Below are 22,438 nucleotides of genomic sequence, written 5' to 3' on the forward strand. Positions count from 1 at the left end.
TCGTGATCGAACGGCAATCCCGATGGCGGACAAACTCCGTCCTCCCGCTTGCCCGACCCTTTCGCCCCACCCCTAGACTGAACCCCCAGCAGGTGGCTCACGCTCGAAAGGCGCCCCCGTGTCCATCGGCAACCTTCCCGAAGACGGCAACTCCCCCGAAGACGACCGGCCTTCCATCGGTCGCGCCCTCCAGCAGGCCCGTATCTCCGCTGGGCTGACCGTCGACGAGGTCAGTTCCTCTACCCGGGTGCGCACCCCCATCGTGCGGGGCATCGAGCAGGACGATTTCTCGCGCTGCGGCGGCGATGTCTACGCCCGGGGGCACATCCGGGTGCTCGCGCGCGCCGTGGGCCTCGATCCGGAGTCCCTGATCGCGCAGTTCGACGCCGAGCACGGCGGCCGGCCCGCGCCGACCGCGCCGGCGCCGCTGTTCGAGGCCGAACGGATCCGCCCCGAGCCCCGGCGCCCCAACTGGACGGCCGCGATGGTCGCGGCGATCGTCGCCGTCGTCGGATTCGTGGGCTTCACCCTGTTCCGGGGCGGCGACGGCGGCGGCTCGAGCGTCGCCGAGGACACCGCCTCGCCCAAGCCCAGCGCCTCCGCGCCCACCAACACCGCCGCCCCTTCCAAGCCCGCCACCCCGCACAAGCCCGACCCGTCCGACAGCGCCATCGCGGGCGTCCCGGCGGACAAGGTCACCGTCAAGCTGACCGCCGAGGGCGGCCAGAGCTGGATCTCCGCCCAGGATCACAACGGCCGGCTGATCCAGGAGGGCGTGCTGCGCGAGGGCGACTCCAAGACCTTCAGCGACAGCAGGCGCATCGACCTGGTGCTGGGCAACGCCGGGGCGATCAAGCTGTTCGTGAACGGCAAGGAAGTGAAGAACGTGGGCACCAGCGGGGCCGTCCAGCGGCTCAGCTACACCAAGGGAGACCCCGAGGCGGGCTGACCCGCGCGAGGATCGGCAGCCCTGGCAGCGGGGGCTGTCGTGGGGACAAAGTAGTGTGAGCCCATGCCCGAACGCCGCACCGTCGCCCTTGTCACTCTTGGCTGCGCCCGTAACGAGGTGGACTCGGAGGAGCTCGCAGGCCGCTTGGCGGCGGACGGCTGGGAGCTCGTCGAGGAAGCCGCCGACGCGGACGTCGCCGTCGTCAACACCTGTGGCTTCGTCGAAGCCGCCAAGAAGGACTCGGTCGACGCCCTGCTGGAGGCGAACGATCTGAAGGACCACGGCCGCACCCAGGCCGTGGTCGCCGTCGGCTGCATGGCCGAGCGGTACGGCAAGGAGCTCGCCGATGCGCTGCCCGAGGCCGACGGGGTGCTCGGCTTCGACGACTACGGCGATATCTCCGACCGCCTCCAGACCATCCTCTCCGGCGGCATCCACGCCTCCCACACCCCGCGCGACCGCCGCAAGCTGCTGCCGATCAGCCCCGCCGAGCGGCAGGACGCCACCTCGGTGGCGCTCCCCGGCCACGCCCAGGACACCGCGCCCGAGGATCTGCCCGAGGGGGTGGCCCCGGCCTCCGGGCCGCGGGCCCCGCTGCGGCGCAGACTGGACAGCAGCCCGGTCGCCTCGGTGAAGCTGGCCTCCGGCTGCGACCGGCGGTGCTCGTTCTGCGCCATCCCGTCCTTCCGCGGCTCCTTCATCTCCCGCCGCCCCTCCGATGTGCTGGGCGAGACCCGCTGGCTGGCCGAGCAGGGGGTGAAGGAGATCATGCTGGTCTCGGAGAACAACACCTCGTACGGCAAGGACCTGGGGGACATCCGGCTGCTGGAGACGCTGCTGCCGGAGCTGGCCGCGGTGGACGGCATCGAGCGGATCCGGGTCAGCTACCTTCAGCCCGCCGAGATGCGTCCCGGGCTGATCGACGTGCTCACCTCGACCGAGAAGGTCGCGCCGTACTTCGATCTGTCCTTCCAGCACTCGGCGCCCGGGGTGCTGCGCGCCATGCGCCGCTTCGGCGACACCGACCGGTTCCTGGAGCTGCTGGAGACGATCAGAGGCAAGGCGCCGCAGGCCGGCGCCCGGTCCAACTTCATCGTCGGCTTCCCCGGCGAGACCGAGGAGGATCTGGCCGAGCTGGAGCGCTTCCTCGACGCGGCGCGGCTGGACGCGATCGGCGTCTTCGGGTACTCGGACGAGGACGGCACCGAGGCCGCCGGTTACGAGAACAAGGTCGACCCGGAGGTGGTCGCGGAGCGCCTGGAGCGCGTCTCGCGGCTCGCGGAGGAGCTGACCGCCCAGCGGGCGGAGGAGCGGCTCGGCGAGGTCGTGGCGGTCCTGGTGGAGGAGATCGACGACACCGGGGCGGTCCTGGGCCGTGGCGCCCACCAGGCGCCGGAGACCGATGGCCAGACGCTGCTGCGCACCGACGGGGAGCCGGAGGTGGGCCGTATGGTCGAAGCGAAGGTGATCGCGACGGAGGGAGTGGACCTCGTCGCGGAGCCGCTTGAGCAGCTGGAGCGGCAGGGCGGCGGCGCGTCCACCGGAGAGGCGGACAGATGACGGGTGTCCCGGCCTCCGCCGCGGGAGGTCACCGCCGGCCGGCCGCCGCCACGGTCAGGCCCGCCGGTCTGTGGAACATCGCCAACATCCTCACCATGGTGCGGCTGCTGCTGGTGCCCGGGTTTGTGTTGTTGATGCTGCACAATGGCGGGTACGACCCGGCGTGGCGTTCCTTCGCGTGGGCGGCGTTCGCCATCGCCATGATCACCGATCTTTTCGACGGTCATCTGGCCCGCCGGTACAACCTGGTCACCGACTTCGGGAAGATCGCCGATCCGATCGCGGACAAGGCGATCATGGGCGCGGCGCTGATCTGTCTGTCGGCGCTGTCCGACCTCCCCTGGTGGGTGACGGGGGTGATTCTCTTCCGTGAGATCGGAATCACACTGATGCGGTTCTGGGTGATCCGGATCGGGGTCATCCCGGCCAGCCGGGGCGGAAAGATGAAGACGCTCGCGCAGGGCACCGCCGTCGGGATGTACATCCTGGCGCTGACCGGACCGCTGGCCTCGCTGCGGTTCTGGGTGATGGCCGTGGCCGTCGTCATGACCGTGGTCACCGGCCTCGACTACGTCCGGCAGGCGATCGTGCTGCGCCGGGCGGGACGGACGACGGAGGAGGCCACACAGTGAGCGACGGCGGGACGGCGGCCGATGTGCTGGCGCTGCTGGAGCGGCGCGGGCAGACCCTGGCCGCCGCCGAATCGCTCACCGGCGGTCTGGTGGCCGCCGAACTGACCTCGGTGGACGGCGCGTCCCGCTCCTTCCGGGGCTCGGTGACGGCGTACGCCACCGACCTCAAGCACGAGGTGCTGGGTGTGGACGGGGCCCTGCTGGCCGAGCGCGGCGCGGTCGACGCCGAGGTGGCCCGGCAGATGGCCCGGGGCGTACGGCGTGCGCTGGGCGCGGACTGGGGCGTGGCCACCACCGGTGTGGCGGGTCCCACACCACAGGACGGCCAGCCCGTGGGCACCGTTCATGTGGCTGTCGCGGGGCCCTCGGACGCGGTGGCCGCGGCGGCGCTGCGGCTCGAAGGAGACCGCGCCGGAATCCGCGGCCAGACCGTTCATGCCGCAGTCAAGCTGCTGTTCAGCGAATTGATCGCGACGGCGGGGGCAAAGGATACGGAACAACACGACGAGATTTGATGTTTGCAGCCCTGAGTGAACACGACATCGCTCCCCGCACGGGCGCAGCCCGAGGCGGTACGGTGGGGCGTGAAGGATCCGGATCCGAGGTCCGAGGAGGGAGCCAGCGATGATTCTGCTCCGTCGCCTGCTGGGTGACGTGCTGCGCCGGCAGCGCCAGCGCCAGGGCCGTACTCTGCGCGAGGTTTCCTCCTCCGCCCGGGTGTCGCTCGGCTATCTGTCAGAGGTCGAGCGCGGCCAGAAGGAAGCCTCGTCCGAGCTGCTGTCGGCCATCTGCGACGCCCTGGAGGTACGGATGTCGCAGGTCATGCGCGAGGTCAGCGACGAGCTGTCGCTCGCCGAGCTGGCCGAGTCGGCCGCGTCCACCACCGAGAAGGTGCCGGCGCCCATGCGGCCCGTGCTCAACCCCGTGTCTGTGACGTCCGTGACGGGCGTCCCGGAGGAGCGGGTGACCATCAAGACGCCCAAGGAAGCCGTGGACGTGGTGGCGGCCTGAGAACGCCCTCAGAAGCCAGCTCTCCGAGGCCCCGACCGGTAGCCATACCGGCCGGGGCCTCGATGTTTGTCCGGCCGGATTCGGGTCACCCCAGAGGAAGAGAGGCAATCAAGAGGGGCCAAACGGTTCGAACAGGAGGAAGTGGATGTCTGTGGTGAAGAGCCCGCTGCCGGAGGAGCACCTCAAGATCGTCGCCGACGCGCTGCAAGGCGCCCTCGTCGACCTCGTCGACCTCCACCTGGTGGGCAAGCAGATCCACTGGACCGTCGTGGGCCCGCGATTCCGCACGGTTCATCTGCAGCTCGACGAGGTCGTGGCGTCGACCAGGGAGTATGCGGACACGGTGGCGGAGCGGGCCTCTGCGCTCGGGGTGCCGCCGGACGGACGGGCCCAGACGGTCGCCGCGACCAGTGGTGTCGACACGGTCAAGGACGGCTGGACCGATGACGCGCGGGCCGTCCGGACGCTCGTGGACGCCCTCGGAGCGGTGATCGGGCGGATGCGGGAGCGCATCAGGGCGACCGACGAGCCGGACCCGGTGACCCAGGACATTCTCATCGAGCTCACTCGTGACCTGGAGAAGCACCACTGGATGTTCCAGGCCGAGAACGGCGGCCAGCGGAGCTGAGACGGACGCGGGGCCAGGTCGGGCGAGGCTGAGGGCGCCTCGTTCCGGCCCGGTGCCCCGCTCTGGGTGCGCCGTATCGCCCGGCTGGGCAAACTGGGGGGAGCGCGAGTGTCCGACACGTGCCGACGTGCCTCCTGTGCGCCCTCCCGCCGTGTGCGAACAGGCGTCTAAGCGGCCTCACTGAAGTCCGGTGCGGTTCGGTCGCGCCCCGAAGGGGCGCGGGGAACCGCACGACCAGCCACGACGCAGCCGCGGATGAACGACCGCACCTCGCGCCACTTCCCGCGGAGCGCTCAGCGTCGCCGAAGGAGGCAGTCATGGCAGCCGTCGGAGGGGCCGACACCCACGGCTTCAGGCCGGTCCGATGGGTGCTCGCGCTCGCTCTGGGCGGCGTCTGGTGGTGGTCTGTGCTGCGGCTGGCGGTGCAGCCGGGGGAGGCCGGACCGGTGGAGGGGGCGTTGGCGGTCGGCGGCTGGGGGCTGAGCCTGTTGCCGGTGCACTGCGGTCCCTCGCCCAGAAGGGGCGGCACCCGCCGCCGGGGAGGCCCTCCGCGTCAGGACGGGACAGGACCCTGCGGCCCCGCCTGGCAGCTCGGGCACCAGAAGGTCGAGCGCTCCTGACCCGCGTCCCCCTGGTCGGCGGCGCGCACCGGCGTACCGCAACGCAGACAGGGCCGCCCAGGACGCCCGTACACCCATAGCCTGCGGTCGCGGCGCGACTCGGCCGTGGTGACCCGGACGCGCCGGTTCCTGTTGGCCTCCAGGAGCTTCTTGGCGTGGGCCACCAGGCGCTCGGGGGAGGGCACCTCGCCGATCGGCAGCCAGGGGGACACGCGCAGCAGGAAGCACAGCTCGGACTTGTAGACATTGCCGATCCCGGCGAGGTTCCGCTGATCGAGCAGCGCTTCGCCCAGGGGCCGGGAGGGATCGGCGAGCAGTCGGCGCAGTGCCTCGTCCGGGTCCCAGTCGGGGCCGAGGAGATCGGGGCCCAGATGGCCGACGACACGGTCCTCGTCGCCGGTGCGGAGCAGTTCCAGGACGGGCAGACGGTAGCCGACGGCGGTGTGGGCCGCGTTGGCGAGGATGGCCCGGATCTGGTGGTGCGGGCCGCCGCGCCAGCGTTCGTCCGGCCCGTACACCTGCCAGGAGCCGTCCATCCGCAGATGCGAGTGGAGGGTCAGCCCGCCCTCGACACGGGTCAGCAGATGCTTGCCGCGCGGGACGACCCCGAGGACTTGGCGGCCGGTGAGGTCGGCGGTCGCCAGACGGGGGACGCGCAGGTCGCTGCGGATGAGCGGGGCTCCGGCGAGGGCCTGGTGCAGGCGCTGTGCGGTCTGCCAGACGGTGTCTCCTTCGGGCATGCCATCCATGATGCCGGGGGCGAGACCAGGCGGGGCGCCGGGTGATCAGGGGCGTGGGCCCAGGGTGCAGCTCAGGCGCGCGGACGAGGGCTGTTGATCAAGGGCGCAGGCGGAGGCCCCGCGGGGTCGGGTGGAAGCCCGCCGATTCCAGGAGCTTGCCGATCGGGGACGAGAGCGCCTGGGCGCCGTTGACGCGCTCGACGGTGACCGAGCCGAGCGCCCCCGCGCGGGCGGACTCGGCCAGCGCCTCCACCGCCGTCCACAGCCTGGCGTCGTCCTCCGGGGAGGCGGCCTCGGCCTCGCCCGAGGGCCAGGCGAGCAGGGTCTTGCCGCCCCGCTCCATGTAGAGCACCAGTTCCCCGTCGACGAGCACCACCATCGCTCCCGCCTTACGGCCCGGCCGGTGGCCCGCGTCCGCGGGCGGATCGGGCCAGGGGAGAGCGGCGCCGTAGGCGTTGGCGGGGTCGGCCGAGGCGAGCACGAAGGCACGCCGGGGCTGCCCGCGCTGTCCGTCGAAGGCGGGGGCCGCCGCGCGGTCGCGGGCCGTGCTGACCGCGCGCAGCCGGTCCACCGCGCCGTCCATCGCGAACTGGGCGGCGCCGAGCCCCTCGATCACATAGCCGCGGCGCGCCTGGCCGGACTCCTCGAACGCGGACAGCACCCGGTAGGCGGCGGAGAAGCCGCCCTCGACCCCCTCGGCGGCGACCGCCCCGCGGGTGACCACGCCGTGCCGGTCGAGCAGGGCGCGCGCCAGGGCGTGGGCGCGGTGGGTGGGCTCGGGCTCGCGCTCCGGCAGCAGGGACCAGCGCCCGGCGACGGTGGGCGGCCCGTTGCGCGATGCCGTGGGCCGGCCGGTGCGGCCGGTAAGGCCGCCATAGCGCCCCCGGGGGACCGTGCGCTTGGCGCGGTGGGCCGTGGAGCCCGCGGTACGGCCCGATCCCAGCAGGGAGCGCAGCGGGGCGAGGGTGTCACCGGTGACCCGGCCCGCCCAGACCAGGTCCCACAGGGCCTCGGCGAGCTCGGGATCCAGGAACTCGTGCCCGGCGGCGCGGGCCTGCTCGGCGATCTGGCGGAAGAACAGCCCGTACCCCCCGGCCAGGGAGTCGAGGACGGCCTGGTGGAGGGGGCCCGCCTCGAGGGGGTGCGGGGTGTGCAGCAGCAGCGGGGCGGTGTCGGCCAGGTGCAGGGTGACCCAGCCGTCCTTGCCCGGCAGCGCGCCCGCACCGGCCCAGACGACCTCCCCGGAGGCGCTGAGCTCGTCGAGCATCGTGGGGGTGTAGTCGCTCACCCGGGACGGCAGGACCAGCTTCTCCAGGGCGGAGGCGGGGACGGGCGCACCCTGGAGCTGCTCGACCGCGCGCACCAGCCCGTCGATACCGCGCAGGCTGTGGGTGCCCAGATGCTGCCACTGCGGGAGGAAGGCGGCGAGCGCCGAGGGCGGCACGGGTTCCAGCTCGTGGCGCAGCGAGGCCAGGGAACGGCGCCGCAGCCGGCGCAGCACCGCGGCGTCGCACCACTCCTGCCCCAGCCCCGACGGGTGGAATTCGCCCTGGACGACGCGGCCGCTCGCGGCGAGCCGGTGCAGGGCGCCCTCGGTGACGGCCGCGCCGAGGCCGAAGCGGGCGGCGGCCTGGGCGGAGGTGAACGGGCCGTGGGTGCGGGCGTAGCGGGCCAGCAGATCGCCGAGGGGGTCCTTGACCGGCTCGGTGAACGCCTCGGGGACGCCCACCGGCAGAGCCGTGCCGAGCGCGTCCCGCAGCCGCCCCGCGTCCTCCACCGCGGCCCAGTGGTCCTCGCTCGCGATCCGGACCCGGATGGCGCGCCGGGCCCCGGCCAGATCGTCGGCCCACCCGGGTCCGGCACCTCGTTCGGCCAGCTCGGCGGCGGTGAGCGGGCCGAGCACCCGCAGGGCGTCGGCCACGCCCTCGGCGTCCTTGATCCGGCGGTCCTCGGTGAGCCACTGGAGCTCCTGCTCCAGCTCGGCCAGGACGTCGGCGTCGAGCAGCTCGCGCAGCTCGGCCTGGCCTAGGAGCTCGGCCAGCAGCCGCGAGTCCAGGGAGAGCGCGGCGGCGCGGCGCTCGGCGAGCGGGGAGTCGCCCTCGTAGAGGAACTGCGCCACATAGCCGAAGAGCAGCGAGCGGGCGAAGGGGGACGGCTCGGGGGTGGTCACCTCCACCAGCCGGACCCGGCGGGCCTCGATGTCGCCCATCAGCTCGGTGAGGCCGGGGACGTCGAAGACGTCCTGGAGGCATTCGCGGACCGCTTCGAGGACGATCGGGAAGGAGCCGAACTCGCTCGCCACCTGGAGGAGCTGCGCGGCGCGCCGGCGCTGCTGCCACAGCGGGGTGCGCTTGCCGGGGTCGCGGCGGGGCAGCAGCAGGGCGCGGGCGGCGCATTCGCGGAACCGGGAGGCGAACAGCGCCGAGCCGCCGACCTGGTCGGTGACGATCTGGTTGATCTCGCCCTTGTCGAACGCGACATCGGCCGCCCCCACCGGGGACTGCTCGGTGTCGTACTCCACCCCCTGGCGCATCGGGTCCGCGTCGAGGAGGTCGAGGCCCATGAGATCGGCGTCGGGCAGCCGCAGCACGATGCCGTCGTCGGCGTGCATGACCTGGGCGTCGATGCCGTACCGCTCGGAGAGCCGGGCGCCCAGGGCGAGCGCCCAGGGGGCGTGGACCTGCGCGCCGAAGGGGGAGTGGACCACCACGCGCCAGTCGCCCAGCTCGTCGCGGAACCGCTCCACCACGATCGTGCGGTCGTCCGGCACATGTCCGCAGGCGCGGCGCTGCTCGTCCAGATACCCGATGACGTTCTCTGCGGCCCAGGCGTCCAGACCGGCGGCCAGCAGCCGCAGACGGGCGTCCTCCGGCCGCAGCGCGCCCACCTCGCGCAGGAACGCGCCCAGGGCGCGGCCCAGCTCCAGGGGGCGGCCCAGCTGGTCGCCCTTCCAGAAGGGCAGCCGGCCGGGGACGCCGGGGGCGGGGGAGACCAGGACCCGGTCGCGGGTGATGTCCTCGATCCGCCATGAGGTGGTGCCCAGGGTGAACACATCACCCACCCGCGACTCGTAGACCATCTCCTCGTCGAGCTCCCCGACCCTCCCGCCGCCCTTCTTGGGGTCGGCGCCCGCCAGGAAGACGCCGAAGAGCCCGCGGTCGGGGATGGTGCCGCCGGAGGTCACCGCGAGCCGCTGCGCCCCAGGGCGGCCGGTGACCGTATGGGCAACGCGGTCCCACACCAGGCGCGGCCGCAGCTCAGCGAAGGCGTCGGAGGGGTAGCGCCCGGCGAGCATGTCGAGGACCGAGGTGTACGCCGACTCCGGGAGCGAGGCGAACGGCGCGGCGCGGCGGATCAGGGCCAGCAGCTCGTCCACGTCCCAGGTGTCCATGGAGGTCATGGCGATCAGCTGCTGGGCGAGCACGTCCAGCGGGTTGGCGGGCACCCGCAGCGACTCGATGGCGCCCTCGCGCATCCGCTCGGTGACCACCGCGGCCTGCACCAGGTCGCCGCGGTACTTGGGGAAGACGACTCCGGTGGAGACCGCGCCCACCTGGTGTCCGGCCCGGCCGACCCGCTGCAGCCCGGAGGCCACCGAGGGGGGCGACTCGACCTGGACGACCAGGTCGACCGCGCCCATGTCGATGCCGAGCTCGAGGCTGGAGGTGGCGACGACGGCGGGCAGCCGGCCCGCCTTGAGGTCCTCCTCGACCAGCGCCCGCTGCTCCTTGGACACCGAGCCGTGGTGCGCGCGGGCAAGCAGCGCGGGCGCGCCCCGGGCCGCACCGGCCTCGGCCATCACCTCGGCGGGGGAGTGGTCCTCGGGCAGGGCCTCACCGGTGGCCCGCTCGTAGGCGATCTCGTTCAGCCGGTTGCACAGCCGCTCGGCCAGCCGGCGGGAGTTGGCGAAGACGATGGTGGAGCGGTGGGCCTGGACCAGATCGGTGATCCGCTCCTCCACATGCGGCCAGATCGACGGCCGCTCGCCCGCCTCGCCCTCCTGGGCGGGGGCGCCGCCCAGCTCGCCCAGGTCCTCCACGGGCACGACCACCGACAGGTCGAACTCCTTGCCCGACGGGGGCTGGACGATCTCCACCTTGCGCCGGGGCGACAGGAACCGCGCCACCTCGTCCACCGGCCGTACGGTCGCGGACAGGCCGATGCGCCGGGCGGGGCGCTCGAGCAGCTCGTCGAGGCGCTCCAGGGACAGCGCGAGATGGGCTCCCCGCTTCGTGCCCGCGACGGCGTGGACCTCGTCCAGGATCACGGTCTCCACCCCGCGCAGCGCCTCCCTGGTGGCGGAGGTGAGCATCAGGAACAGCGACTCGGGGGTGGTGATGAGGATGTCCGGCGGGCGGGTGGACAGAGCGCGGCGCTCGGCGGCCGGGGTGTCGCCCGAGCGGGTGCCCACCCGGATCTCCGGCTCGGGCATGCCCAGCCGCACCGCCTCCTGGCGGATACCGGTCAGCGGGCTGCGCAGATTGCGCTCGACGTCCACCGCCAGGGCCTTCAGCGGGGAGACATAGAGCACCCGGCAGCGCTTCTTCGCCTCGGCGGGCGGCGGCTCACCGGCCAGCTTGTCCAGGGCCGCCAGGAAGGCGGCCAGGGTCTTGCCCGAGCCGGTGGGGGCGACGACCAGGACGTCCGAGCCCGCGCCGATCGCCTGCCACGCGCCCTCCTGCGCGGGCGTGGGCGCGGTGAAGGCACCCGTGAACCATCCGCGGGTGGCCGGGGAGAATCCGTCGAGCGCCGAGCCTGCCATGCCCTCCATCGTGCACCGCACCACTGACAATGGACGGAGCCGCAGGTCAGAGGGGGACCGGGCGGGGCGCACAATGGTGCCATGGCCAACCGGGAGAGCGCGCGGCACTGGCGGTACCCCCAGCTTCCGGGCGTCGACCTGCTGCGTGCCCGCTACATCGACAAGACCTTCGTCTGGCACACCCACGAGACCTTCGTGATCGCCGCGATCACCGAGGGCGTCGAGGAGTTCCACCACCGCGGCGCCATCGAGCGCACCGGGCCCGGCGGGCTCGCGCTCATCAACCCGGAGGTGCCGCACACCGGACGGGCGGGGGCGCCCGAGGGGTGGGCGTACAGCGTGCTGTACCCGGCCGCGGACCTGGTCGCCGGTATCGCCGCCGAGACGACCACGCTCCGGGGCACGGCCGGGTTCCGGATCCCCACCGTCGACGACCCCCAGGGGGCGCGGCTGGTCACCGCTGTGCACCGGGCCGCGGAGGAGGGCAACGCGCTCGCCGCCGACAGCCTGCTGCGCATCGCGCTGGCCCGGTTGCTGCGCGACCACGGCGGCCCGCTCCCCGAGCGCACGGCGCGCACCGCGGGTGCCCGGACGGCGGCGCGCGCCCGCGCGATCCTCCAGGAGCGGATGGCGGACCCGCCGTCCCTGGAGCGGCTGGCGGCCGAGCTGGGCACCGGTCCCTTCGCCCTCCTGCGCGCCTTCCGCGCGGTCTACGGGATGCCGCCGCACACCTGGCTCACCGACGCGCGGGTCCGCCGGGCCCGGCGGCAGCTGGACGCCGGGAGCGCGCCCGCTGAGGTGGCCGTCGCCGTCGGCTTCACCGACCAGTCCCACCTGAACCGTCACTTCACCCGGATCGTGGGGGTGCCACCGGGCGCCTACCGGCGTGAGCGCGCAAGAACGTACAAGACCGGAGTCGAAGCGCTCTCCTAAAGTGCGCGCTGTGTCAGAACAGATAGAGATACGAACCGATCCCGCCACGCCCCCGGCGGACTCGGCCGTCGTCCGCGACGCCCTGGGCGTCGGTGTCGCGGTCGGACTCTCCGGCTTCGCCTTCGGGGTGACATCGGCGGGCGCCGGGCTCGGCCTGCTGCAGACCTGTGCGCTCAGCCTGCTGGTCTTCACCGGGGCGTCGCAGTTCGCCCTCGTGGGCGCGCTGGCGGCGGGCGGCAATCCGTTCACCGCCGCCGCCGGGGCGTTCTTCCTCGGGGTGCGCAACGCCTTCTACGGGCTGCGGCTGTCCGGACTCCTCGGGCTGCCGCGCGCGGTGCGCCCCCTGGCGGCCCAATGGGTCATCGACGAGACCTCGGCCGTCGCCCTCGCCCAGCCCGACCGGCGCAGCGCGCGCCTCGGCTTCACCGTCACCGGGCTGACGCTGTACGTCCTGTGGAACCTCACCACCCTGATCGGCGCCCTGGGTGCGTCCGCCCTCGGCGACACCGACGCCTGGGGCCTGGACGCCGCCGGGCCCGCCGTCTTCCTCGCCCTGCTGGCCCCCATGCTCAGCGGCACCGTCGAACGGGCCGTGGCCGGTCTCGGCGTCCTGCTGGTGCTGCTGTGCCAGCCGGTGCTGCCCGCGGGGGTCCCGGTCCTGGTGGCTGCGCTCGCCGCTCCCGTCGTCCTTGGGGTGCACGGGCGCATGGCGCGCGGCGCGGAGCCGGGTGAGCGCCGATGACCACCTGGATCGCCATCGGCGTCACCGCGGCGGGCTGCTACCTGGTCAAGCTGCTGGGCCTCTCGGTGCCCGCCGGGGTCCTGGAGCGCCCGCTCGTCAGGCGTCTGGCCGCGCTGCTGCCCGTGGCCCTGCTGGCCGCGCTCACCGCCCAGCAGACCTTCAGCGACGGTCGGCACCTCCTCCTGGACGCGAGGGCGGCCGGGCTGGGGGCGGCGGCGCTCGCGCTGGTGCTCCGCGCCCCCTTCCTGGTCGTGGTCGCCGTGGCCGTCGCCGTCACGGCCGGCGTCCGGGCCCTGTGACCTCCCGGACGCCCGCGCTCAGATCCGCCGCCCGTAGGCCCGCAGTGTCAGCAGCGCCTCGATGGTCGCCACCGACCGCCACTCCAGCGTGGCCCCCGGCGTCCAGGCGCGCCGGGGCGGCGGCCAGCCCCCGTCCTCCTGCTGTGCGGCCAGGAGTGTGTCCAGGAACCGCTCCACCTCGGCGTCCGTGAACCACCGGCGCGCCAGGGAGCCGGGCGTACGGGCGATGTCGTGCACCTGGAGGGACTCACAGGGCCCCGGCGCCAGGGGGCGGTCCTCTGTGGGGTCGGCGGCCGGGTGGGGCACGATCAGCCGCTCCTCCCGCACCCGGCGGCCGAGCCGCTCGGCTGCCGCCTCGGCGCGGGCCCGGTCCGGCACCCCGTCGAGGAAGGTGACGGCGGCGGCGACCTCGTACGGACGCACCGCCGCGCCGCCCTCCCCCAGGGCGGCGACCGCCGCCCAGCAGAAGTCCGTGGCCCGGAAGAGCCACGCATGCCACACCTCGTTGCGATGCAGCAGTCCCACCACCGGCCCGGTGGTCAGCAGATCACCGCGCGGATCGTCCGCCGACGGGACCCAGGGGGCCGCCGGGTAGCCGTGCGGCGAAGGGTGGCAGACGGGCAGTGCGCCGTCCGGGGTGGACACGGACGTCAGGTAGCGGCACAGGCGCTCCACCCGCTGCCCGCCGCACCGCCCGATCCCGTCGAGCACCCGTAAGGCGTGCACGGCGTGCGGCGGCTGGCTCACCGGGCCGCGCAGATCCGGATCCAGCGCATGGCCGTAGCCCCCGTCGGCCCCCAGGTACGTGGTCAGCGCGGTCTCGACGGCCTCGGCGCCGCCGCCCAGGAAGTGGTACGCGAATCTGCGCTGCTCCAGCACGCGGGCGGTCAGCCAGACGAACCGCTCGGCGCGGGAGAGCGCGGAGGACCCGGCCAGCCGGGCCGGGTCGGCGGGTCCGGGCGGGGGCAAGGGGGGCGACGACGGCGAGGAGGGGAGGCTTGCGGATCGATCCATGGACAGACCGTAGGCCGGAAGGCACGGTCGGTAGGGGGCTCACGCACCGGTGCACCCCGGGAGCGCGATACTGGGCGCATGCGGTTGACGGACTTCTGGCAGCGAATGGCGAATCACTTCGGCGAGGCGTACGCCGACTCCTTCGCGCGCGATCATGTGATGTCGCAACTCGGCGGCCGGACGGTGCACGAGGCGCTGAGGGACGGCTGGGAGGCCAAGGAGGTCTGGCGCGGGGTCTGCGCCGCGATGGAGATCCCCGAGGGCAGGCGCTGAGCGGTCCCCGGGCGCTCCGGACGTATCAGCTTCCCGGGGTGGCCGGATTTCTTCGACCGGTGTACGCCACACTTGCTCCGTGGCCCCGACCGAAGAGACCCTCTCCTCCGACGCCGACGACAACCCGAGCGCCGCTCGGGTCTCCTCGGAATCCCCGCAACCCGCCGCGCGCATGCCGCGCTGGCTGCCGCGCGCCATGGTGCTCGCACTCGCGCTGGTGGCCTGTTTCCGCCTTGCGACCTGGGCCTTCGACCAGCTGACCGGGCTGTTGCTGAACATCCTGATCGCGTTCTTCCTGGCGCTCGCGATCGAACCGGCCGTGGACCGGATGGCCGCCCGGGGCATGCGCCGGGGGCTGGCCACCGGGCTGGTCTTTCTCGCCATCCTCGTCGGCACCGCGGGGTTCTTCACCCTGCTCGGCTCGATGCTCGCCGACCAGATCATCACCATGGTCCAGGACTTCCCGAAGTACCTCGACGACGTGGTCAGCTGGATCAACGACACGTTCCATACGCATCTGTCGCGTCTGGAGATCCAGGACAGCCTGCTGCACTCCGACTGGCTCCAGAGCTACGTCAAGAACAGTGCCGACAATGTGCTGGACGTCTCCGCACAGGTGCTCGGCGGGTTGTTCAAGACGCTGACGGTGACCCTGTTCGCCTTCTACTTCGCCGCCGACGGCCCCCGGCTGCGCCGCGCCCTGTGCTCGGTGCTGCCGCCGACCCGGCAGGTCGAGGTGTTGCGCGCGTGGGAGATCGCGGTCGCGAAGACCGGCGGCTACATCTACTCCCGCGGGCTGATGGCCCTGATCTCCGGTGTCGCCCACTACATCCTGCTGGAGGCCCTGGGTGTGCCCTACGCCCCGGCGCTCGCCGTCTGGGTGGGGCTGATCTCGCAGTTCATCCCGACCATCGGCACCTACCTGGCCGGGGCCCTGCCGATGCTGATCGCGTTCACCATCGAGCCCTGGTACGCGCTGTGGGTCCTGATCTTCGTCGTGATCTACCAGCAGTTCGAGAACTATCTGCTCCAGCCGAGGATCACCGCCAGGACGGTGGACATCCATCCGGCCGTGTCCTTCGGATCGGTGATAGCCGGCACCGCGCTGCTGGGCGCCGTGGGCGCGCTGATCGCGATTCCGGCGACCGCGACACTCCAGGCGTTCCTCGGCGCGTACATCAAGCGCTACGACGTGACCGACGATCCGCGGGTGCACGGGCGCGCGCGGCGGCGCGGAGTCTCGGCCCTCGCGCGGATGCGCGCCGCGCTGGCGCGGCGTGGTTGACACAAAAATCGAACATCCATTCTCATGGAGGCCCCGGCAGTTATCCACAGGCCGAGGACGACAGGGCCGCTTGTCAGTGGCAGGCGCTAGCGTCATGGACGTGAAGCGATCGACTCAAGCAAACCGGGTGGGACCCATGGCAGGAACCGACCGCGAGAAGGCCCTCGACGCCGCGCTCGCACAGATTGAACGGCAATTCGGCAAGGGCGCCGTGATGCGCATGGGCGACCGGCCGAACGACCCCATTGAGGTCATCCCCACCGGGTCGACCGCTCTCGACGTCGCCCTCGGCGTGGGCGGCCTGCCGCGCGGCCGCGTGGTGGAGGTCTACGGCCCGGAGTCCTCGGGTAAGACGACCCTGACCCTGCACGCGGTGGCCAACGCCCAGCGGGCGGGCGGCACGGTCGCCTTCGTGGACGCGGAGCATGCCCTCGACCCGGACTACGCGCAGAAGCTCGGCGTGGACACCGACTCGCTGATCCTGTCCCAGCCGGACAACGGCGAGCAGGCGCTCGAGATCGTGGACATGCTGGTCCGCTCCGGCGCTCTCGACCTCATCGTCATCGACTCCGTCGCCGCCCTGGTACCGCGCGCGGAGATCGAGGGTGAGATGGGCGACTCGCACGTCGGTCTCCAGGCCCGGCTGATGAGCCAGGCGCTCCGTAAGATCACGAGTGCGCTGAACCAGTCCAAGACCACCGCGATCTTCATCAACCAGCTGCGCGAGAAGATCGGCGTCATGTTCGGCTCCCCGGAGACGACGACCGGTGGCCGGGCGCTGAAGTTCTATGCCTCCGTCCGCATCGACATCCGTCGCATCGAGACCCTCAAGGACGGCACCGACGCGGTCGGCAACCGCACCCGCTGCAAGGTCGTCAAGAACAAGGTCGCGCCGCCCTTCAAGCAGGCCGAGTTCGACATCCTCTACGGCCAGGGCATCAGCCGCGAGGGCGGTCTGATCGACATGGGCGTCGAGCACGGCTTCGTCCGCAAGTCCGGCGCCTGGTACACCTACGAGGGCGACCAGCTCGGTCAGGGCAAGGAAAACGCCCGCAACTTCCTGAAGGACAACCCCGATCTCGCCAATGAGATCGAGAAGAAGATCAAGGAAAAGCTCGGCATCGGAGTGAAGCCCCAGGACCCGGCCGCCGCGGAGCCCGCCGCGGACGCGGCGGGTGCCGCGGGCGTGGCCGCCGCCGCACCGGCGAAGGCCGTGGCCGCCCCGGCGGCCAAGTCCGGGGCGAAGGCGGCCAAGACCGCCGCGGCCAAGAGCTGATCCATGACACGGCGGACCGAATGGCCGGACGGCCCAGGCCGTCCGGAGCGCCCGGACCGTCCGGACAGCGGCGCCCCCTCCTTGTCGAGGGCCGAGCAGGGGTCGCCGCCGGGCCCGGAGGAGCAGGCGCGGGCAATCTGCCTGCGCCTGCTCACCGGGACCCCGCGCACTCGTAAGCAGCTCGCGGACGCGCTGCGCACCCGGGGCATCCCCGATGACGCGGCGCAGGAGGTGCTGTCCCGGTTCGAGGACGTCGGTCTGATCGACGACGCGGCGTTCGCGGAGGCGTGGGTGGAGTCCCGGCACCACAGCCGAGGGCTCGCCCGGCGGGCGCTCGCCCGGGAGCTGCGCACCAAGGGCGTGGACGCCACCCTGATCGACGACGCCGTGGGACAGCTCGACGCCGGTCAGGAGGAGCAGACCGCGCGCGAGCTGGTCGAGCGCAAGCTGAGGGCCACCCGTGGCCTGGACCGGGAGAAGCGGATACGCCGTCTCGCCGGGATGCTGGCCCGCAAGGGTTACTCCGAGGGGCTGGCACTGCGGGTGGTGCGGTGCGCGCTGGAGGAGGAGGGGGAGGACACGGAGCTGCTGGAGCGTCACCTTCCGGATCTCTGAGCCTCGGCGGCCGACCTCCGAGAGCTCCAGGCCCGTCCCGGCATCCGAGACGCGGGGCGCTAGTTGACCGGAAGGCCTGCCGCGCGCCACGCCTGGAAGCCGCCGATCAGATCGGTCGCCCGCGCCAGCCCCAGCCGGCGCAGCGAGACCGCGGCGAAGCTGGACGCGTAGCCCTCGTTGCACACCACCACAACCCGCAGATCGTGGTGGGTGGCCTCGGGCAGCCGGTGGTCGCACTGCGGGTCGAGCCGCCACTCCAGCTCGTTCCGCTCGACGATCAGCGCCCCCGGGATGGTGCCGTCGCGCTCCCGCAGCGCCGCGTACCGGATGTCCACCAGCAGTGCGCCCTCGACCTGCGCCGCGGCGGCGTCGAGGGGCTCCAGCCGGTCGAGCTCTTCACGGGCCTCGGCCAGCAGCTCGTCCACGCTCCGCTTGGTCGTGTCGGTCGTGCCCATCGCGTTCATCCCCACTCCTCGGGCCGCTCGACCTGCTCCAGCCGCAGCGTCTGACCGGTGCGGCTGTAGCGCCGCATGAGCGGCAGCGGCGGATAGTAGGCGTGCACCGACACCGCATGCTCGGTGTCGGACGGGTTGATCACCTCATGCACATGATGCGGTCCGAAGGCCCGGCCACGTCCTGCGGGCAGCCGCCGCTCGCGGTCCACACCGTCGGCCAGCTCCAGGGTCTTCCAGCCCTCGGTGGGCAGCCGCGCGGCGAGTGACTGCTCGTTGAGCTCACCCGCCGCCGAGACGAAGGCGCCATGGGAGCCGCCGTGGTCGTGCCAGCCGGTGCCGGTGCCCGGAGGCCAGCCGATCAGCCAGGCCTCGCTGCCGCCCGGCCCGGCGAGGCGCAGCCAGGTGCGGCCCTCCGGATCGAGCGGAAGCGAGGCGACGAGCTCGGCGTCGGCGGCGGTCCGGCGGGCGAAGTCGAGCAGTTCCGCGGCGCTGGGCGGGGCGACGGGGCCGGACGCGGGGTCCGTGACGAGGTCCGCGGAGGGGCGCACGGGACTGGAGGGGGAAGTGCGTACGTCGGGCACAGAGAACCGTCCTGAATGATCGCGAAAGGGGCGCGGCCGCGCCGCGCGGGAAAGAGGCGGATCAACAGGACGGACGACAGACACAGCCCGCGTAGCGGACCAGGTCCAGATGGACCCTCCGCCAGAAGCGAGGCAAGCAGGTGTCAGTCACGCTGCGAAGTGAATCATGTGCCGGAAAGGAAGGTCAACCTCACCGGCCCGGACCTCGATGCGCGCCCGGATCACGCACGCCCCGGAGACGACCACGCACGCCCGCGGACCGACCAAGCACGCCCGCGGACGACCACCCGCGCCCCGCGGACGACCACCCGCGCCCCGCGGACGACCACCCGCGCCCGAACACGCACCACGCGCCCGGAGACGCGGCCGGGGGCAGGAGTGTCAACCCCCGGCGCGCCCCGCTGAGCCCGCGCTTCCCGTACGCACTACCGCCGTGCGCTCGCCTCCGCCGGGGCGCCCCTGGCCGCGTTCCCGCCCCGGGCCGCGTCCGCGCACACGTACAGCGCGCTCGGCCGCACCCCCGACAGCGCCGCGGCGAGATGGCCGTCCGGCCGCACCAGTAGCACGGTGTGCGCCGGGGCGCCCGGGTACGCCTCGGTGACCAGCAACTCGGTGCGCAGGGGCAGCGCCGCGACGGCCGCCGCCAGCCGCGGCATCAGCCCGGCCCGCATCCAGTGGCGGCGGTCCCACACCCCGGTGCCGGGGGCGACCAGCACCACCAGCAGCTCCCGGCCGAGCCGCTCCCGCAGCCGTACGACCGAACCGTCCGGCGCGGTCACCGGCACATCGGCGACCGGCGCCCCGAGCGCCGTCCCCACCGTGACCGAGCCGTCCGGCGGCGCGGCCGGGGCCAGCGGCGAACGGTCGTAGACGGGCGGCGCGCCCAGCGGACCCCGCCCGAGGTGACCCTCGGTGAGCAGCGTGTCGTGCCCGCGCGCCCCGCCGGGCCGCACGGTGCGCCGTACCGCGTGCCAGCCGCCGGCCGCGCGCACCAGCGGCAGCGCCTGGTCCGCCGCGCGCAGCCGGGCCCCGACGGCTCCGCGCCGCTCCGCCTGGTAGCTGTCCAGGAGCGCGTCCGAGGCCCCGTGGTGCCAGGCGAGGGACAGTTTCCAGGCGAGGTTGTCGACGTCCCGCAGCCCTTCCTCGAACCCCTGGGTGCCGAGCGCGCCCAGCAGATGGGCGGCGTCCCCGGCCAGGAAGGCGCGCCCGACGCGCCAGCGCAGCGCGAGCCGGTGGTGCACGGTGTGCACGCCGGTGTCCAGGAGTTCATAGGGGGGCTCGGATTCGCCGCACCACCCCGCGAGGGTGTCGCGCACCCGCACCATCAGGGCGTCAGGGGTGACAAGGTCGCGGCCGGGCGGCAGCAGCCAGTCGATCCGCCACAGGCCGTGCGGCAGCGGCTTGGCGGTGACCTCGGCGTCGATGCTGCGCCAGGGCGGGGAGCGGTGCAGCAGGGCCTCGCCGGGCCAGGGGAGTTCGGCCCGCAGCGCCGCGACGGCATGCCGCTCCACCGCCGTACGGCCCGGGAAGCGCACGCCGAGGAGCTTGCGGACGGTGGATCGCGGCCCGTCGCAGCCCACCAGATAGCTGCCCCGCCACCAGGTGGCCTGGGCGCCCCGGGTGCGCACCCCGACCCCGTGGTCGTCCTGCTCCAGGTCGTCGATCCGGGTTCCGGAGACGATCCGGACGAGGTCCTCGTCGCCCATGGCGGCCAGCGAGCCCCGCAGCGCCCTGGTGAGCTCGTGCTGGGGCAGATGCAGCGGTGAGGGCGCCGACACCGGCGCCGACTCGTCCTCGGAGGCGGACCCGTCACCCTCGGGAGCGTCCATGGCCTCCGTAAGGCCGCCGCCCCAGCCGCCGGTGCCGCGCTCGGGCGACGGCGGACCGCCGAAGAGGCCGCCGGGAGTGAGGGGCACCTGCCGCACCAGCTGCCGCCGCCGCATCGTGCGCCATCCGGTCCACGGCCGGGTGCGGGCGGTGACCCGGCAGCCCAGCCGCTCCAGCAGGGCGGCGGCGTCCGGGCGCAGCACGACGGTGCGGGCCAGGCGGCTCTCCTCGGCTTCCGTGGACTCGTCCAGCAGGATGACGGGCACCTCGAGGCGCGCGAGGGCGAGGGCCAGGGTCAGGCCGACCGGGCCCGCCCCGGCGACGATCACCGGGTCCACGGTGCGGTTCCTGTGGCCCTGCGGGTCGTACGTGACGTACGGAAATTGGCAGTTGGAACCCGGTGAGCGATCACAGAAAGCATGCAACCCACTGCCGCTGCCCGCGTCAAGCGACGAAGGGCGGTGGCGCGCGCGCCACCGCCCTGGTAGGGGTCTCGCTCATCCGCCCGGCCCCGGGCGGCGTCCGCCCGACTCCCCGGACGGCGTCCGCCCGGAGGGCCGGGGGCGTCCCCTCAGTTCGTCTTGCCCGCGGACGCGTCCGGAGCGGAGGTCGCGGACTGGTCGACGACATCGAGCGCGTCGGCGGCCGCGAGCGGCTGTCCGGCGTCCGCGACCCGGATGCCGGTCTTGGCGCGCCGGCCGCGCCGCTCGATCCAGGTGGCGAGGGCGGAGAGGGCCAGGCACATCGCGATGTAGATGACACCGCCGACGATGATCACCGGGACGTAGGGGTTCTCGTCGTTGACCACGGTGTTGCCGGCCAGCTGCTGAAGCTGGAACAGCAGCTCCTGGTAGGTGATGACATAGCCGAGGGAGGTGTCCTTCAGCGTCACCACCAGCTGGCTGATGATGGTCGGCAGCATCGCCCTTACGGCCTGCGGCACCAGGACCGTCATCATGACCTGGGTCTTGCGCATGCCCAGGGCGTACGCGGCCTCGCGCTGGCCTCTGGGCACCGAATTGATGCCCGCCCGCAGGACCTCGGCCTGGACCGAGCCGTTGTAGACGGTCAGGCCGATGACCAGGGCCCAGAAGCCGGTGTTGTCACCGCTGAGCCCCAGGTCCGAGCGGTAGGTCAGGAAGAGCACCCACAGCACGTAGATGGTGATCAGCAGCGGGACGGCCCGGAACAGCTCGATGAAGCCGGTCGCGAACCAGCGGACGGGCTTGTGGTCCGAGAGCCGGCCGGTGGCCAGCAGCACACCGAGGGCGAGGGAGAGGACCGCCGCGACCGCGAACACCTTCAGGGTGGTGACCACACCGTCGCGGATGCTGGTCCGCACCCCCGCGTAGTTGAAGATGTCCCACATCTCGGGCGCGAACTGACCTTTGGCGTTCAGCCGTACCACCGCGAAGGCGATCAGCCCGAGCACGGCCAGACCGCCGACCACGGAGAAGACGCGGTTCCGGACGCGCGCCTTGGGGCCGGGGGCGTCGTACAGGACGCTCGAGCTCATCGGGCCACCTCCAGGCGGTTCTCCAGCAGCCGGAAGAGACCGCTGATGGCGAACGTGATGACCAGGTAGCACAGCGCGATCCACAGGAAGATCCAGCCGATCGCGAAGCCCTTGTCACTCAGCAGCTTCGAGACATTGAACAGTTCGGTGTTGCTGAACGCCCCGGCGATGGCCGAGTTCTTGGTGAGCGCGATGAAGATGCTGCTCATGGGGGGAATCACGGACCGGGTGGCCTGGGGGAGGACGATCAGCCGCAGGGTCTGGAAGAAGGTCATCCCCAGGCTGCGGGCGGCCTCCGCCTGGCCGAGCGGCACGGTGTTGATACCGGACCGCACGGCCTCGCAGACGAAGGACGACGTGTAGCAGCCCAGCGCCATCATGGCGAGGACGAAGGGGCTCGTCCCCGGGAAGAAGATCTGCGGGATCACGAAGAACGAGATCAGGAACAGCAGGGTCAGCGGGGTGTTGCGCAGCAGGGTGACCCAGGCCGTCCCGAACGCCCGCAGCGGCGGTATGGGCGATACCCGGAAGCCGGCTATGACGACGCCCAGCACGAGAGCCAGCGCCGCACTGGCCGCCGTGATGGAGAGGGTTCCCAGGAACCCCTCCCGGAACTGGGGCAAATGATCGAGAAGTACGTTCATCGATTCTCCGCGGTAGCGGTCAGGTCAGCGGCGTGCGGAGCGCACCGGCTTCGGGGTGAACAGGCGAACGGGTGAG

The 22,438-nt window shown here is 72.8% G+C and carries 23 protein-coding genes; 14 read left to right on the top strand and 9 right to left on the bottom strand.

Going from position 1 to position 22,438, the window contains the following annotated elements; all coding sequences use genetic code 11:
- Positions 1-118 precede the first annotated feature (118 nt).
- The 7 genes from J2Z30_RS19200 to J2Z30_RS19230 all read left to right on the top strand — a co-directional run bounded on the left by J2Z30_RS19200 (position 119) and on the right by J2Z30_RS19230 (position 5,400).
- On the top strand, positions 119-949 hold the full coding sequence (locus J2Z30_RS19200) for a helix-turn-helix domain-containing protein (RefSeq protein WP_044569423.1): 831 nt from the start codon (positions 119-121) through the stop codon (positions 947-949).
- A gap of 63 nt (positions 950-1,012) precedes the next feature.
- Positions 1,013-2,509, top strand: a complete 1,497-nt coding sequence (gene rimO / locus J2Z30_RS19205) for a 30S ribosomal protein S12 methylthiotransferase RimO (protein WP_044569422.1) — start codon at positions 1,013-1,015, stop codon at positions 2,507-2,509.
- On the top strand, positions 2,506-3,141 hold the full coding sequence (gene pgsA, locus J2Z30_RS19210; RefSeq protein WP_044569420.1) for a CDP-diacylglycerol--glycerol-3-phosphate 3-phosphatidyltransferase: 636 nt from the start codon (positions 2,506-2,508) through the stop codon (positions 3,139-3,141). The genes rimO and pgsA overlap by 4 nt, the downstream gene beginning before the upstream one ends.
- Positions 3,138-3,656, top strand: a complete 519-nt coding sequence (locus J2Z30_RS19215; RefSeq protein ID WP_044569418.1) for a CinA family protein — start codon at positions 3,138-3,140, stop codon at positions 3,654-3,656. The genes pgsA and J2Z30_RS19215 overlap by 4 nt, the downstream gene beginning before the upstream one ends.
- 109 nt (positions 3,657-3,765) lie before the next feature.
- Positions 3,766-4,152, top strand: coding sequence for a helix-turn-helix domain-containing protein (locus J2Z30_RS19220; RefSeq protein ID WP_020868033.1), 387 nt, complete (start codon positions 3,766-3,768; stop codon positions 4,150-4,152).
- Positions 4,153-4,297: 145 nt separating this feature from the next.
- Positions 4,298-4,780 (top strand): Dps family protein, encoded by a 483-nt coding sequence (locus J2Z30_RS19225; protein ID WP_044569415.1) that lies wholly within the window; start codon positions 4,298-4,300, stop codon positions 4,778-4,780.
- 317 nt (positions 4,781-5,097) lie between these two features.
- Positions 5,098-5,400: a hypothetical protein gene (locus J2Z30_RS19230; RefSeq protein ID WP_078956598.1), complete on the top strand. Its 303-nt coding sequence runs from the start codon at positions 5,098-5,100 to the stop codon at positions 5,398-5,400.
- Here J2Z30_RS19230 and J2Z30_RS19235 read toward each other — a convergent pair.
- Both J2Z30_RS19235 and J2Z30_RS19240 read right to left on the bottom strand, forming a co-directional pair.
- Positions 5,334-6,140 carry an Fpg/Nei family DNA glycosylase gene (locus tag J2Z30_RS19235; RefSeq protein ID WP_044569414.1) on the bottom strand — a complete coding sequence of 269 codons (807 nt, stop codon included), beginning with the start codon at positions 6,138-6,140 and terminating at the stop codon, positions 5,334-5,336. The two genes, J2Z30_RS19230 and J2Z30_RS19235, sit on opposite strands and share 67 nt — an antisense overlap.
- A 97-nt stretch (positions 6,141-6,237) precedes the next feature.
- Complete coding sequence (locus tag J2Z30_RS19240) at positions 6,238-10,902, bottom strand: ATP-dependent helicase (protein ID WP_044569413.1); 4,665 nt, start codon at positions 10,900-10,902, stop codon at positions 6,238-6,240.
- Between the two features lie 81 nt (positions 10,903-10,983).
- Between J2Z30_RS19240 and J2Z30_RS19245 the strand changes: the two genes are divergently transcribed.
- From J2Z30_RS19245 to J2Z30_RS19255, 3 genes are read left to right on the top strand one after another with little or no spacing between them, the layout of a single operon-like run.
- A complete protein-coding gene (locus J2Z30_RS19245; protein ID WP_044569412.1) occupies positions 10,984-11,835 on the top strand; it encodes an AraC family transcriptional regulator in 852 nt (283 codons plus the stop codon).
- A 1-nt stretch (position 11,836) separates the two neighbouring features.
- Complete coding sequence (locus J2Z30_RS19250; RefSeq protein WP_107073274.1) at positions 11,837-12,577, top strand: AzlC family ABC transporter permease; 741 nt, start codon at positions 11,837-11,839, stop codon at positions 12,575-12,577.
- Positions 12,574-12,876 (top strand): AzlD domain-containing protein, encoded by a 303-nt coding sequence (locus J2Z30_RS19255; RefSeq protein WP_020868027.1) that lies wholly within the window; start codon positions 12,574-12,576, stop codon positions 12,874-12,876. Before J2Z30_RS19250 ends, J2Z30_RS19255 begins: the two co-directional genes overlap by 4 nt.
- 18 nt (positions 12,877-12,894) lie before the next feature.
- Here J2Z30_RS19255 and J2Z30_RS19260 read toward each other — a convergent pair whose 3' ends face one another.
- Positions 12,895-13,890 carry a hypothetical protein gene (locus tag J2Z30_RS19260; RefSeq protein ID WP_209468746.1) on the bottom strand — a complete coding sequence of 332 codons (996 nt, stop codon included), beginning with the start codon at positions 13,888-13,890 and terminating at the stop codon, positions 12,895-12,897.
- Between the two features lie 78 nt (positions 13,891-13,968).
- Here J2Z30_RS19260 and J2Z30_RS19265 point away from each other — a divergent pair, with 78 nt between their 5' ends.
- The 4 genes from J2Z30_RS19265 (at position 13,969) to recX (ending at position 17,339) form a co-directional block, all read left to right on the top strand.
- Complete coding sequence (locus J2Z30_RS19265; RefSeq protein WP_044569407.1) at positions 13,969-14,163, top strand: DUF3046 domain-containing protein; 195 nt, start codon at positions 13,969-13,971, stop codon at positions 14,161-14,163.
- Between the two features lie 79 nt (positions 14,164-14,242).
- Positions 14,243-15,448 (top strand): AI-2E family transporter, encoded by a 1,206-nt coding sequence (locus tag J2Z30_RS19270; RefSeq protein WP_078956597.1) that lies wholly within the window; start codon positions 14,243-14,245, stop codon positions 15,446-15,448.
- Positions 15,449-15,584: 136 nt separating this feature from the next.
- Positions 15,585-16,724 carry a recombinase RecA gene (gene recA / locus J2Z30_RS19275; protein WP_044569405.1) on the top strand — a complete coding sequence of 380 codons (1,140 nt, stop codon included), beginning with the start codon at positions 15,585-15,587 and terminating at the stop codon, positions 16,722-16,724.
- A gap of 3 nt (positions 16,725-16,727) precedes the next feature.
- Positions 16,728-17,339, top strand: a complete 612-nt coding sequence (gene recX, locus J2Z30_RS19280) for a recombination regulator RecX (protein WP_044569403.1) — start codon at positions 16,728-16,730, stop codon at positions 17,337-17,339.
- Between the two features lie 59 nt (positions 17,340-17,398).
- Here the strand turns inward: recX and J2Z30_RS19285 are convergent, their stop codons facing one another.
- From J2Z30_RS19285 to J2Z30_RS19305, 6 genes are all read right to left on the bottom strand, one after another.
- The gene (locus J2Z30_RS19285) at positions 17,399-17,794 is read right to left on the bottom strand and encodes a rhodanese-like domain-containing protein (protein ID WP_372453286.1); all 396 of its coding nucleotides are present in this window, start codon (positions 17,792-17,794) and stop codon (positions 17,399-17,401) included.
- A 5-nt stretch (positions 17,795-17,799) separates the two neighbouring features.
- Entirely contained in the window at positions 17,800-18,375 is a 576-nt protein-coding gene (locus J2Z30_RS19290) for a cupin domain-containing protein (RefSeq protein WP_372453284.1), read from the bottom strand.
- 61 nt (positions 18,376-18,436) lie between these two features.
- Positions 18,437-18,526 (bottom strand): putative leader peptide, encoded by a 90-nt coding sequence (locus J2Z30_RS51705; protein ID WP_309471148.1) that lies wholly within the window; start codon positions 18,524-18,526, stop codon positions 18,437-18,439.
- A 274-nt stretch (positions 18,527-18,800) separates the two neighbouring features.
- Positions 18,801-20,540: an FAD-dependent monooxygenase gene (locus J2Z30_RS19295; RefSeq protein ID WP_044569399.1), complete on the bottom strand. Its 1,740-nt coding sequence runs from the start codon at positions 20,538-20,540 to the stop codon at positions 18,801-18,803.
- Between the two features lie 233 nt (positions 20,541-20,773).
- Entirely contained in the window at positions 20,774-21,718 is a 945-nt protein-coding gene (locus tag J2Z30_RS19300) for an amino acid ABC transporter permease (protein WP_044569398.1), read from the bottom strand.
- On the bottom strand, positions 21,715-22,362 hold the full coding sequence (locus J2Z30_RS19305; protein ID WP_020868017.1) for an amino acid ABC transporter permease: 648 nt from the start codon (positions 22,360-22,362) through the stop codon (positions 21,715-21,717). The genes J2Z30_RS19300 and J2Z30_RS19305 overlap by 4 nt, the downstream gene beginning before the upstream one ends.
- Positions 22,363-22,438: the final 76 nt, after the last annotated feature.

The sequence above is a fragment of the Streptomyces iranensis genome (genome assembly GCF_017874715.1).
In the GTDB taxonomy this organism is placed as follows: Bacteria; Actinomycetota; Actinomycetes; order Streptomycetales; family Streptomycetaceae; genus Streptomyces; species Streptomyces iranensis.